At 71.3% G+C, this 11,635-nt stretch carries 12 protein-coding genes; 7 read left to right on the top strand and 5 right to left on the bottom strand.

Annotated elements, in window-relative coordinates; translation table 11 throughout:
- Window positions 1-368 precede the first annotated feature (368 nt).
- From ADK60_RS37905 to ADK60_RS47285, 6 genes are all read left to right on the top strand, one after another.
- Window positions 369-1,235, top strand: a complete 867-nt coding sequence (locus tag ADK60_RS37905) for a helix-turn-helix domain-containing protein (protein ID WP_053651349.1) — start codon at window positions 369-371, stop codon at window positions 1,233-1,235.
- A complete protein-coding gene (locus tag ADK60_RS37900; RefSeq protein WP_053651348.1) occupies window positions 1,228-1,419 on the top strand; it encodes a DUF397 domain-containing protein in 192 nt (63 codons plus the stop codon). Before ADK60_RS37905 ends, ADK60_RS37900 begins: the two co-directional genes overlap by 8 nt.
- Before the next feature lie 122 nt (window positions 1,420-1,541).
- Window positions 1,542-1,733, top strand: a complete 192-nt coding sequence (locus ADK60_RS47295) for a DUF397 domain-containing protein (protein ID WP_053651347.1) — start codon at window positions 1,542-1,544, stop codon at window positions 1,731-1,733.
- Window positions 1,696-2,181: a DUF397 domain-containing protein gene (locus ADK60_RS48270; RefSeq protein WP_079009042.1), complete on the top strand. Its 486-nt coding sequence runs from the start codon at window positions 1,696-1,698 to the stop codon at window positions 2,179-2,181. Before ADK60_RS47295 ends, ADK60_RS48270 begins: the two co-directional genes overlap by 38 nt.
- Window positions 2,182-2,303: 122 nt before the next feature.
- The gene (locus ADK60_RS47290; RefSeq protein ID WP_053651352.1) at window positions 2,304-2,495 is read left to right on the top strand and encodes a DUF397 domain-containing protein; all 192 of its coding nucleotides are present in this window, start codon (window positions 2,304-2,306) and stop codon (window positions 2,493-2,495) included.
- A gap of 61 nt (window positions 2,496-2,556) precedes the next feature.
- Window positions 2,557-2,748: a DUF397 domain-containing protein gene (locus tag ADK60_RS47285; RefSeq protein ID WP_234371460.1), complete on the top strand. Its 192-nt coding sequence runs from the start codon at window positions 2,557-2,559 to the stop codon at window positions 2,746-2,748.
- A gap of 300 nt (window positions 2,749-3,048) precedes the next feature.
- Here the strand turns inward: ADK60_RS47285 and ADK60_RS37880 are convergent, their stop codons facing one another.
- The 3 genes from ADK60_RS37880 to ADK60_RS37870 are packed head-to-tail and all read right to left on the bottom strand — an operon-like array spanning window position 3,049 to window position 6,373.
- Complete coding sequence (locus ADK60_RS37880) at window positions 3,049-3,447, bottom strand: hypothetical protein (protein WP_053651345.1); 399 nt, start codon at window positions 3,445-3,447, stop codon at window positions 3,049-3,051.
- Window positions 3,448-3,465: 18 nt separating this feature from the next.
- On the bottom strand, window positions 3,466-4,095 hold the full coding sequence (locus tag ADK60_RS37875) for a CatB-related O-acetyltransferase (protein ID WP_053651344.1): 630 nt from the start codon (window positions 4,093-4,095) through the stop codon (window positions 3,466-3,468).
- Window positions 4,088-6,373 carry an FdhF/YdeP family oxidoreductase gene (locus ADK60_RS37870; RefSeq protein WP_053651343.1) on the bottom strand — a complete coding sequence of 762 codons (2,286 nt, stop codon included), beginning with the start codon at window positions 6,371-6,373 and terminating at the stop codon, window positions 4,088-4,090. Before ADK60_RS37870 ends, ADK60_RS37875 begins: the two co-directional genes overlap by 8 nt.
- Before the next feature lie 232 nt (window positions 6,374-6,605).
- Here ADK60_RS37870 and ADK60_RS37865 point away from each other — a divergent pair, with 232 nt between their 5' ends.
- A complete protein-coding gene (locus tag ADK60_RS37865) occupies window positions 6,606-8,450 on the top strand; it encodes a serine/threonine-protein kinase (RefSeq protein WP_159400741.1) in 1,845 nt (614 codons plus the stop codon).
- A gap of 22 nt (window positions 8,451-8,472) precedes the next feature.
- On the opposite strand, the gene ADK60_RS37860 is transcribed toward ADK60_RS37865, so the two are convergent.
- Both ADK60_RS37860 and ADK60_RS37855 read right to left on the bottom strand, forming a co-directional pair.
- The gene (locus tag ADK60_RS37860) at window positions 8,473-10,431 is read right to left on the bottom strand and encodes an FAD/NAD(P)-binding protein (protein ID WP_053651341.1); all 1,959 of its coding nucleotides are present in this window, start codon (window positions 10,429-10,431) and stop codon (window positions 8,473-8,475) included.
- Complete coding sequence (locus ADK60_RS37855) at window positions 10,428-11,507, bottom strand: amino acid ABC transporter permease (protein ID WP_079009038.1); 1,080 nt, start codon at window positions 11,505-11,507, stop codon at window positions 10,428-10,430. The genes ADK60_RS37860 and ADK60_RS37855 overlap by 4 nt, the downstream gene beginning before the upstream one ends.
- Between the last annotated feature and the right edge of the window lie 128 nt (window positions 11,508-11,635).

Genomic DNA, 11,635 nt, shown 5'->3' with positions numbered 1-11,635 from the left:
GGAGGAGAGGACGAGCGCGGTGCGCAGCTCCTCACGGGCGGCGGACCAGTCGGGCGGGCTGAAGGCACGCATGAGAAACCTCCGAGGGAGAGGCAGGGGTGGGGAGGAGAGCGTCGGTGGAACGTCACCGTGAGCCAGGCCGGGCCGAAGCCGGTTGCTCTGCGGCGCAAAAGGGCAGCAGGCGCCTACTGCACTGTGACCAGGCATTACTGACGATCCATCGGATCGCTACGAGACAGACCATAGCCCACGCCGCCACAGATTTGTGGCGGCGATCGAGAAGTTCCCTCTACCGTGGCATCCGGCCCGGATAGACCCGCTCACTGCGAGCGCGGCACACTGGCCCTGCACTATCCAGAGAGGACGCCATGGCCCTTCGCTCCAACCCGACCCTCCGTCAACGCAGGCTCGGCACAGAGCTGCGGCGGATGCGGGAGCAGGCCGGCTTTGGAGGCAGTCAGCTCGCTCGCGACCTCGGCATCAACCCTGCTCACGTGACGCAGATGGAAGCAGGGAAGACCGGCATCAGTGTCGAGCGGCTGCGCACCATCGCCGCACTGTGCATGTGTGTGAACCAACCCTTGATCGACGCTCTCGCCGACATCATCACCATGCGAGGGAAGAGCGGATGGTGGGAGGAGTATCGCGGAGAGCTCGCCACGGACTTCCTGGACGTGGCGGAGTTGGAATCTGATGCGCGGAGGCTCGTCACCTACACGACCACCTTCGTACCTGGGCTGCTTCAGACGACTGCCTACGCCTCGGCTCTCTTCTCCCAGGCATACCCGCCCCTGCCTCCCCACGAGGTCAAGCTCAGAACGTCCTTCCGCATGAGAAGGCAGCTCATGGTGCAATCCGGCGGCACGCCGTTCTGCGCTTTCATACACGAGGCGGCCCTGCGGATGCAGTTCAGTGGGCCGAAGGACCTCGCTGAACAGCTCGAAGCACTTCTCGCCGAATCAGAGCGTCCGAATGTCTCACTCCGAATCGTTCCGTTCGGAGTCGATTCCGTCCCGAGCCCGAGTGAGAACTTCACCTACGCGGAGGGACCCGTCGTCGATCTGGACGCCGCACAGATGGACACAGGCCATGGTGGCCAGCTCTTCGACGCGCCTGCGCACCTGGCGAGGTTCCGTGCGCTCATCGCGCAGATGGGATCCACAGCGCTGTCCGAGGAAAAGTCACGGGACCTCATCCAGTCCATCATGAAGGAAAGTGAACGCAAGCATGGCTAGCCAGACCTGGCAGAAGTCCAGCTACTCCGCAGCAAACGACAACTGCGTCGAGGTGCGCGCTGTAGGTGGGCTGGTCGAACTCCGGGAGTCCGATGACGGCGAACTCATACTCCGCACCACCCCCGATGCCTTCGCTGACCTTCTCCACGCCATCAAAGCCAGCGACCTCGACCGGTTCGCATGAGTCTTCCTCGCTGGATCCGAGCGAGGAGCCACCGGGTGTCATCGGTGGGTAGACAGCGATCGGGGAGGCTGAGGCTGTCTCCTGTTACCAGGAGCATTGCCCCCACGAACGAAAGGGAAGGCGTGAGCAGCTCCATCTGGCAGAAGTCCAGTTACAGCGCCTCGAGTAATGAGTGCGTCGAGGTCCGCGTAGGCGTCGAGGCGGTTGAACTGCGCGAGTCCGACGCCCCCAGCGTCCTGGTCCGTATGTCTCGCGCGGCCTTCGTCGACCTTCTCGATGCCATCAAGGTCGGCGATCTCGACCACCACGCGTGATCTCGCTGGCCCCTCGCTCGGCCCGAGCGAGGGGCCAGCTATCCACCGGCAGTCGTTCCTTTTACGGAGGCAAGGGTGGGGTGGAGTGGGAAGTCGGATTCGCCGACTTCCCACTCCGGCTTCCATGGTTGGGCCTCCCTGCTGCCCCTCGCTCGGTTCGAGCGAGGGGCAGCAGGGGAACGACCGGAGCTGTACGCCTGCATCGGGCGTTCGCCACTGGCCTGATCGGGGCCGGCGCGGGAGGTCGAGGGTAGGCATGTCGGAGCAGGCTTGGCAGAAGTCCAGTTACAGCGGTGCGCATGATGAGTGTCTTGAGGTCCGTGCTGCCGCCGAGGGGGTGGAGTTCCGTGAGTCCGATGACCCCGGTGTCGTAGTCCGCGCGCCCCTTGTTGCCTTCGCCAGCCTCCTTGGCGCCATCAAAGCCAGCGACCTCGACCGGTTCGCATGAGTCTTCCTCGCTGGATCCGAGCGAGTAGCCACCGGAGGTCATGGGTGGGTAGACAGCGAGCGGGGAGGCCAGTGCTGTCGGCTGTGGCCAGGGGCATTGGCACCTCGGACGAAAGGGAAGGCGTGAGCAGCTCCGTCTGGCAGAAGTCCAGTTTCAGTGCGGCGAACAACGAGTGCGTCGAGGTCCGTGTTCGCGGTGAGGTGGTGGAACTCCGGGAGTCCGATGAGCCCGGAACGACCATCGGTGCGGATCCTGCGACCTTCTTCAACCTGCTCAAATCGATCAAGGCCAGCGGGTTCGACCAGCACGCATGATCTCGCTGGCCCCTCGCTCGGCCCGAGCGAGGGGCCGCCAACCGGTACGGGGAAGGGCGGCGTGCTCAATCACCGTTGGCAGAAGTCCAGCTACTCGGGCTCAAGTAATGCATGTATCGAGGTTCGTCTGATGGGCGGGCTGGTCGAACTTCGTGAGTCTGATGACGGCGCCTTAGTCCTCCGGGCCGCTCCCGCCGTCCTCGCCAATTTGCTCGATGCCATCAAGGTCAGCGATCTCGACCACCAGACGTGATCTCGCTCGGCCCGAGAGAGGGGCCAGCCATCAAACGCCCGCTGTTCCTTCTGGCGAGGGCAAGGGGCGGAGTGGGAAGTCGGATTCGCCGACTTCCCACTCCGGGGAGGCCAAGGGCGAACTTTCCTGCTGCCCTCGCTTGGACCAAGCGAGGGCAGCAGGGGAAGACCGGAGCTGTATGCCTGCATCGGGCATTCACCGCTGGCCGGCTCTGGGCCGGCGCAGGAAGTCGGCTGGGTCGACTTCCCACTTCCGAGGTCGTGGCTGTCTTGGCCGAGTTCGGTCGCGCTCGTTCTCGGCTCAGCAGTATGTCTCGATGAAGAGCAGGACGCGGCCGTCCTCCGCGGTGAACTCGTACGCCTCATGAATCGGCAGTTCGTCGGCATCGAAGCGGGCCCGTGCCTCTGCCCAGGCCGCCGGGCGCTCGGCCTCCGCAATGACACGGGGGAGCCATCGTTCGGCCCGGTCGTCGTAGTAGGTGCCCATCGTCATCACGTCCGCATCAACTGCGAGCCGCTTGGCCCGGCGAGGATCGAGCGGGCCGCGGGCGAGCTGCCAGTAGCAGCCGTCGGCATCGGTGAAGCCGCGGGCAGCCACGGGCGGTTGGACGTACGAGCCCCGGGGCGCCGCCTCCACCGGTGACGGCATGGCCGCCAACTCCTCGGCGAAGGTCATGACGTGCTTCTGCTTCTTCGGCACCCACGCAGAATGCCAGAACTACTCCGGAGCTGCCGCCTCCAGCTCCTCCACCGTCCCGGACATGATCGTCCGCACGTGCGCGGTGATGTGTTCCTGGGGCCAGTCCCACCAGGCCACGGCCACGAGGCGGGCGATGTCCTTCTCCTCGTACCGGGTACGGATCACGCGGGCCGGGTTGCCGCCGACCACGGCATAGTCCGGGACATCCGCCGTGACCACCGAGCCCGTTGCCACGATCGCGCCGTGGCCGATGCGGACGCCGGGCATCACCGTCACACCGTTGCCGAACCAGACATCACTGCCCACCACCGTGTCGCCCCGGTTCGGGAGGTCGGTGAGCAGATCAAAAGAAGCAGCCCAGGAGCCGCCCATGATCGGGAACGGGAAGGTCGACGGGCCGTCCGTCCGGTGGTTGGCGCCGTTCATGATGAACCTGACACCGGTGCCCAGGGCGCAGTACTTGCCGATGACCAGCCGCTCCGGGCCGTAGTGGTACAGCACGTTCCGGGTCTCGAACGCCGTCGGGTCGTCCGGGTCGTCGTAGTAGGTGAACTCGCCGACCTCGATCAGCGGCGATGTCACCAGCGGCCGGAGCAGCACCACCCTGGGCTGCTCCGGCATCGGGTGGAGCACCGAGGGGTCAGGCATCGGCGCCGCTGTCGGGCTCGAAGCGGATCACGACCGCCTTCGACGTCGGGGTGTTGCTGATGTCGGCGGTGGAGTCCAGCGGCACCAGGACGTTCGTCTCGGGGTAGTACGCCGCGGCCCCGCCCCGCGCCACCGGGTAGTGGACGACGCGGAAGTGCGGGGCGCGGCGTTCCACGCCGTCCTTCCACTCGCCGACGAGGTCCACGTACTGCCCGTCCGAAAGCCCCAGCTCGTCCGCGTCGGCCGGGTTGACGAGGACCACCCGCCGCCCGCCCTGGATGCCGCGGTAGCGGTCGTCGAGGCCGTAGATGGTGGTGTTGTACTGGTCGTGCGAGCGCAGCGTCTGCAGGAGCAGCCGGCCCTCCGGCACCTCCGGCGCGGTGAGCGGGTTGACCGTGAAGTTGGCCTTGCCGGTCGCCGTCGGGAAGGTGCGGGTGTCGCGCGGGCCGTGCGGGAGGGTGAAGCCGCCCGGGCGGCGGACCTTGTCGTTGTAGTCCTGGAAGCCGGGGACGACCCGGGCGATCCGGTCGCGCAGGGTGTCGTAGTCGGCGGCGAAGTCCTCCCACGGCACGGTGTCCTGCGGGCCGAGGGCGGCGCGGGCCAGGCGGCAGACGATGGCGATCTCGGAGAGCAGGCCCGGGGCGGGCGGGCGCAGGCCACCGCGTGAGGAGTGGACCTGGCCCATGGAGTCCTCGACGCTGACGAACTGGGCGCCGCGCGCGGTGACGTCCCGGTCGGTGCGGCCGAGGGTGGGCAGGATCAGCGCGCGGGTGCCGGTGATCACGTGCGAGCGGTTGAGCTTGGTGGAGACGTGCACGGTCAGCCGGCAGCGGCGCATCGCCGCCTCGGTGACCTCGGTGTCCGGGGTGGCGGCGACGAAGTTGCCGCCCATGGCGAAGAAGACGCCGATCCGGCCGTCCCGCATGGCCCGGATGGTGTCGACCGCGTCCAGGCCGTGCTCGCGCGGCGGCTCGAAGGAGAACTCCCGGCCGAGGGCGTCCAGGAAGGCGGGAGCGGGCCGTTCGAAGATGCCCATCGTCCGGTCGCCCTGGACGTTGCTGTGGCCGCGCACCGGGCAGACGCCGGCGCCGGGGCGGCCCACGTTGCCGCGCAGCAGCAGGAAGTTGACCACCTCGCGGATGGTCGGCACGGAGTGCTTGTGCTGGGTGAGGCCCATCGCCCAGCAGACGATGACCTTCTCGGAGGCGAGGACCATCCGGCCCAGCTCCTCGATCTGCTCCCAGGGCAGGCCGGTGGCGGCGAGCACCTCCTCGCGCGAGGTGGTCCGGGCCTCGGCGGCGAACTCCTCGAAGCCGTGGCCGTGCTCGGCGACGAAGGCGTGGTCGACGGCGTCCTTCTCCAGGATCAGCTGGTTCAGGGCGCGGAACAGGGCGAGGTCGCCGCCGAGCCGGATCTGCAGGAAGAGGTCGGTCAGCTTGGTGCCGTGGCCGACCAGCCCGCGGGCCTGCTGCGGGTTCTTGAACCGCTCCAGCCCGGCCTCGGGCAGCGGGTTGACGCTGACGATGGTGGCGCCGGCGCGCTTGGCCCGCTCCAGGGCGGAGAGCATCCGGGGGTGGTTGGTGCCCGGGTTCTGGCCCGCGACGATGATCAGATCGGCCTGGTAGAGGTCCTTGAGGCTGACGCTGCCCTTGCCGACGCCGAGGGTCTCGGTGAGCGCCGAGCCGGAGGACTCGTGGCACATGTTGGAGCAGTCCGGCAGGTTGTTGGTGCCGAGCCGGCGGGCGAACAGCTGGTAGGCGAACGCGGCCTCGTTGCTGGTCCGGCCCGAGGTGTAGAACGCGGCGCCGTCCGGGGTGTCCAGGGCCCGCAGCTCCTCGGCGATCAGCGCGAAGGCGTCGTCCCAGGAGATCGGGGTGTAGTGGGTGGCGCCCTCGTCGAGGAACATCGGCGCGGTGAGCCGGCCCTGCTGGCCGAGCCAGTAGCCGGAGCGCTCGGCGAGTTCGGCGACCGGGTGCGCGGCGAAGAACTCGGCGCGGATCCGGCGCTCGGTGGCCTCCTCGGCGACGGCCTTGGCGCCGTTCTCGCAGAACTCGGCGGTGTGCGTCTTCCCGGGCTCGGGCCAGGCGCAGCCGGGGCAGTCGAAGCCGTCGGGCTGGTTGACCTTGAGCAGGGTGCTGAGGGTGCGGCGGGCACCCATCTGCTCGGCGGCCATCCGCAGGCTGTGGCCGACCGCGGGCAGCCCGGCGGCCGCGTGCTGGGGCGCGGACACCCGGGGGGCGTCCTGCGCCGGATCGCTCTGCGGGGCCTGCTTGGCCATGACTGCGCTCCTCGCTCTGCGTGCGGCCTGCGCGTCGTCGCGGGGCCCGTTGCCATCCTCCCACCAGGGCACTCGGGGGCGGCAGGGGAGATGTGGTCGAAGGCGGGAAGTGGAGGGCGGGAAGTGGAGGGGGGAGAAAGAGCGGGCGAAGGGACGGCCGGAGCGGGCGGTCCCGTGGATAGAGTGCGGAGGCGGCACGAGTGCGGGGGTGGGGCGGGTGATGGTCGGCGACGTGCTCGACGGTCGGTACGAGCTGGTGGAGCGGCTGGGCCAGGGCGGCTTCGGCGTGGTGTGGCGGGCCTTCGACTCCCGGATGCGGCGCCCGGTGGCGGTCAAGGTCATCAACCACCACGGCGAGGACCAGCAGAAGGCCGCGCTCCGGTTCGTCCGCGAGGCCTGCGCGGCCGGCAACCTCTCGCATCCGCACATCGTCACCGTGCACGACCTCGGCGAGGGTGAGCTGGGCGGCCGCACGGTGACGTACCTGGTGATGGAGCTGATCACCGGCCGCACCCTGACCTCGGTGCTCAGGGACGGCCCGCCCGGTCCGGAGCAGAGCGTGCGCTGGGGGCGGCAGATCTGCTCGGCGCTGGCCGCCGCCCACGACGCGGGGATGGTGCACCGCGACATCAAGCCCGAGAACATCATGGTCACCGAGGCCGGCGCGGTGAAGGTGCTGGACTTCGGCATCGCCCAACTCGACATCGGGGCGGGTGGGTTGACCACCACCGGGACGGTCGTCGGCAGCCCCGCGTACATGGCGCCGGAACGCTGGACCGGCGGCCGGGTGGACGGCCGGGCGGACCTCTACGCCTTCGGCTGCGTCCTGGTGGAACTCTGCACCGGGGCACGGCCGTTCAGCGGCGACTCGACGCCGGTGCTGATGTACCAGCACCTGAACGCGCCGCCCCCGGCGCTGGACCCGGCGGAGTTCGGGCTGCCGGTGGAACTGGCCGGGCTGGTCACGGAACTGCTGGCGAAGGACCCGGAGCACCGGCCGGCGGACGCGCGGACGGTGGAGCGGCGGCTCGCGGAGCTGGAGGGGGCGGCGGGGCCGGGGGAGTCGGCCGTCGAGGCGCCTGTCGAGGCACCTGCGGAGCAGCCGGGGTTCGGACCGGTGGTGGTGCTCGTCCCGCCGATGCCGGTGCTTCCGCCACCCGTGATGTTCGGCCCGGTGCCGGTGCTGCCGCCGCCCGTCGTGTTCGCGCCGATGGTGCTGCCCCCGGGCGCCGTTCCCCCGCTCACCACACCGCCGCAGGGCGCCGCGCCCCTGCCGACGCCGCACGCGACCGTCCGCGCCGCCCTGAGCGAGCGCCGGAGCGCCGCGCACCGGGCGGCGACGCCCGAGGAGTCCGCCGCCCTGCTCCACGCGGTCGCCCAGGAGGCGCTGGCCGCGCTCGGCCCCGCGGACCGCGAGACCCTCGCCGCCTGGCGGGACTTCGGCTGGTTCCTGAGCCGGACCGGCGACCTGGACGGCGCGATCCGGCTGCTGTCCACCGTCGCCGAGGACCTGCGGCTGGCCCTCGGTCCCTCCGACCCGGACACCCTCACCGCCCGCTACCACCTGCTCCGGTGCATCGGCGAGAGCGGCGAGACGGTCAGCGCGATGCGCCGGCTCGCCGAGCTGCTGCCGGAGCTGCACGCCGCCTGGGGTCCGCACGACCCGAGGGTGTTCCAGGCGCGGCACGACCTGGCGGTGTACACGGCCGAGCGGGGCGACCCGGAGAGCGCGGTGCTCCAGCTGCGCACCCTGCTGCCGGAGCTCGTCGGCGTCCTCGGCGAGCAGCACCCCGTCACCGTTCGCGCCTGGCAGGACCTGGCCGCCCAGCAGCAGCGGCTGGCGGCGGCCCCGGCCGGGCGGCCGAGGCCCGGCAAGCGGCCGCGGATGCACCCGGCCGAGGCGCTGGTGCTGATCCGCCGCGTGCTGACCTGGGAGTTCGCATCGGAGCGGGAGGCGGACGCCTGTCTGGACGCGCTGGAACGGGGCACCGGGATCAAGCAGATCGGCGAGTGGATCCTCGCCGCGCCGGACCACGTCACGGCCGAGGACCTGGTGGAGGAGATCTACGGGCCGTGACGCGGTCCGCGCGCCGGAGCGTTCACGCCGCCGCCACCACCTCGGCCTCCGCCGCCACCGTCACCTCCTCCGCCGCCCCCACCCCGGCCAGCGCGCCCAGCAGCGCCCGCGCCGCCGCGTCGTTCTGCCGGAAGCCGGGCGAGTCGGTCCGCGGCCGGGCGAACGCGGCCGCCGCCCGCACACTGGTGTGCGGGCCGAGCGCGGTGCGGCGCGGGTGCGGCTCCCCGCCGAGGGCCGGGTCGAGGACGAGGCCGTCCCGGGGCCGGACGGTGAGCAGCCCCGAGCGGTGGGTGTGCTCCGGGTCGCTGACCACCTCCTCGACGATCCGCCCCTCCCGGTGCAGTTCGCGCAGCAGCGGGTCCCGGGTGCGGTCCAGCACGTGCTTGGGCAGGTACGCCTCGACCAGCGCGGTGGCGGTGACGGTGCGGCCGGGCACGGTGGCGCCGGAGGCCAGCCAGCTGCCGGTGTGCTCGTCCCGCTCGACCCGGACGCCCGCACCGAGGAAGCGGACCACGCCGGCCTCGGAGAGCGCGAGCAGCTGCCGCAGCCGGAAGCCGGGCGGGCCGGAGGCCAGGTAGCTGAAGTAGCCGAAGAACCACTCGTCGACCTCCTCGCCCACCGACCGGGCGGTGAGCCGGCCGGAGGCGAGGATCCGGGGCAGCTGGCCGAAGAGCGAGAGCAGGGCGAGGAAGGCGCCGAGGTCGGCGCTGTGGGCGGGGTCGGCGCGCCGGTCGGCGTCCTCGGCGATGTAGCGGCGCAGGTACTGCTGGAGTTCCTCGGCGGAGCCGAGTTCCAGGCCGGCCAGCGGATGGTCGAGGCGTTCGAGGTCGAGCCGGTCGGCCGGGTCGGGGACGGCGCGTTCGACCAGCGCGCCCAGCTCCGGGGACGCCCAGGGGTGCGCGTCGAGGCCGTCGAGGAACTCCGCCCAGGGCAGGGCGGTGCGTTCGGGGTGGGCGTGGAACAGCTCGTGGTAGTGGCCGAAGGCGATCTCCTTGGCCATCAACGGCCAGGCGTCGCGGCGCAGTTCGAGGGCGCCGGGCCGGTCCAGCAGGGCGTCGACGGCGGTGGCGTCGAAGTACCGGGGGAACGGCGGCGGCGGTCCGACCAGGCGGTAGCCGGTCTTGGAGTGGTACGGGACGCCGCGCCGCGAGCCGACGTGCACGACCGGTTCGCGGCCCGAGGGCCGGTAGACCAGGCCGCCGTCGGCCGCCTCCTCGAAGCGGCCGCCGCGGCCCTCGGTGAGCAGCGAGACCAGGTCGACGAAGGCGAGCCCGAAGCCGCGCAGCACGGTGTGCTCGCCGGGGGCGATGCGCTCCAGCTCGGCGGCGACGTCGGCGGAGTGGGCGGGCGGCAGGTGGAAGCGGCCGTGCCGGGCGGCGAAGGCGGCGTCGGCGTCGTAGCGGGGGTCGGGGTGGGATTCGAGGTGGCCGAGGGTGAGGACGACGTGGTCGGCGGTCAGTACCCGGTCGGAGAGGTGGACCAGCTGCGGGCCGTCCGCCGGGCCCTCGATCCGCCGTGCGGTGTCCCGGTGGACGGTGACCGTGATGTGCGGCGGCAGGTCGGCGACGGCGCGCCGGAACACCCAGTCCAGATAGGCGCTCTGGGCCCGCCGGGTGGGGAAGTCGGTGGGCGCGAGGGTGTCCAGCTCGGCCCGCAGCGCGGGGTCGGCGATCTCCCGGTAGGGGGCGAACTCCTCGGGGTGGGCGGCCCATTCGGCCAGCGAGGGGCCGGGGCGGACCGGCCCGTCGAGGGTCGAGCGCTCGTCGGTGAACATGGTGACGTCCTCCGCCATCGAGTTCATCCGCAGCAGCGGGGACTGCTCGTGGCGCCAGATCCGGCCGCCGCCGGGCGGGTGCGGGTCGACCAGGTGGATGTGCAACGGCCGGTCGGCGGGCAGCAGTTCGGGGGCGTTGGCGGCGATCCGCTCCAGCACCCCGGTGCCGCGCGGCCCGGCGCCGACGACGACCAGGACGGCGCTCATCGGGCGTCCTTCCCCGTGGCGGTCTTCCCTGCGGCGGTCTCTCCCGGCACGGTCTCTCCCGGCACGGCCTCCCCCGGCGCGGGCGCCCCGGCGACGGCGCGCAGCCGCCGGTACGCGGCGCGGGCCCGGTGCAGCGGCGTGGGCGGCAGGCCCTCGCGGGTGGCGCCCTTCGCGAAGTGGCGTTCGACGTAGAACTGCCCGACCGAGAGCACGGTGGTGATCACCACGTACCAGAGGGTGGCGACCATCAGCATCGGGATGACCTGGTACGACTGCAGATAGACCAGCTGGACGGAGTAGAGCAGGTCGGAGACGGCCAGCACACTGATGATGCTGGTCCCCTTGAGGGCGCTGATCAGCATGTTCCCGGCGGTCGGCACGATCGAGCGCATCGCCTGCGGGACGACGATCCGGCGCAGCACCCGCCACCGGCCGAGGCCGAGCGCGGCGGCGGCCTCCAGCTGGCCCCGGTCGACGGAGAGGATGCCGCCGCGCACCACCTCGGCGGCGTACGCGGCCTCCAGCAGGGTCAGCCCGACCACGGCGGTGAAGGTCGGGCCGAACAGGTTCACCGTCCGGACGGTGACGAACTCCGGGCCGAACGGGATGCCCAGGCCGAGGGTCGGGTACAGCGCGCCGATGTTGAAGAACAGCAGCAGCTGCACCAGGGCGGGGGTGGAGCGGAAGATCCAGATGTAGATCCAGCTGAGCGTGCGCAGCACCGGGTTGGCGGACAGCCGCATGGTGGCGAGGACGGTGCCGAGCACGAAGCCGAGGCCGAGGGTGACGGCGGTCAGCCAGAGGGTCAGGGTGAGGCCGTTCATCACCGAGGTGGCGGTGAACCACTCGGCGACCACGTCCCACTGGAACGCCCGGTTGTGGATCAGGGAGTTGGCCGCCATGGCGAACAGCAGCAGGGCGACGGCGGCGGAGACCCACTGGCCGGTGCGGCGGCGCGGGACGATCCGGGCGGTGGCGGCCGAGGCGTCGAGGGCGGTGGCGGCGGTGCCCTTGCGGGTCGGCACCGGGGCGGGCGGGGAGAGAGGGGCGGGCAGGACGTCCGGCGGGGTGGCCATGCGGAGGCTCCAGGCGGGAGGGTGGAGATGCGGGATGCGCGCGGGCGCACGGGGCGGGGGTACGGCGTGGTCACGTACGGCCGTTGCGGCCGGCCCGCGTCCCTCAACGCGTCCGGCGGGGCACTGCA

This window comes from Streptomyces sp. XY431 (assembly GCF_001279805.1).
In the GTDB taxonomy this organism is placed as follows: Bacteria; Actinomycetota; Actinomycetes; order Streptomycetales; family Streptomycetaceae; genus Kitasatospora; species Kitasatospora purpeofusca.
Note: the sequence above shows the minus strand (reverse complement) of the source record. Positions and strands in the feature narration are given on the sequence as shown.

Coding starts and splice junctions, on each gene's coding strand:
- ADK60_RS37860 (WP_053651341.1), bottom strand. CDS start 10,431: ATGAGCGCCGTCCTGGTCGTCGTCGGCGCCGGGCCGCGCGGCACCGGG.
- ADK60_RS37905 (WP_053651349.1), top strand. CDS start 369: ATGGCCCTTCGCTCCAACCCGACCCTCCGTCAACGCAGGCTCGGCACA.
- ADK60_RS37855 (WP_079009038.1), bottom strand. CDS start 11,507: ATGGCCACCCCGCCGGACGTCCTGCCCGCCCCTCTCTCCCCGCCCGCC.
- ADK60_RS48270 (WP_079009042.1), top strand. CDS start 1,696: ATGCCATCAAGGTCGGCGATCTCGACCACCACGCGTGATCTCGCTGGC.
- ADK60_RS37875 (WP_053651344.1), bottom strand. CDS start 4,095: ATGCCTGACCCCTCGGTGCTCCACCCGATGCCGGAGCAGCCCAGGGTG.
- ADK60_RS37870 (WP_053651343.1), bottom strand. CDS start 6,373: ATGGCCAAGCAGGCCCCGCAGAGCGATCCGGCGCAGGACGCCCCCCGG.
- ADK60_RS37900 (WP_053651348.1), top strand. CDS start 1,228: ATGGCTAGCCAGACCTGGCAGAAGTCCAGCTACTCCGCAGCAAACGAC.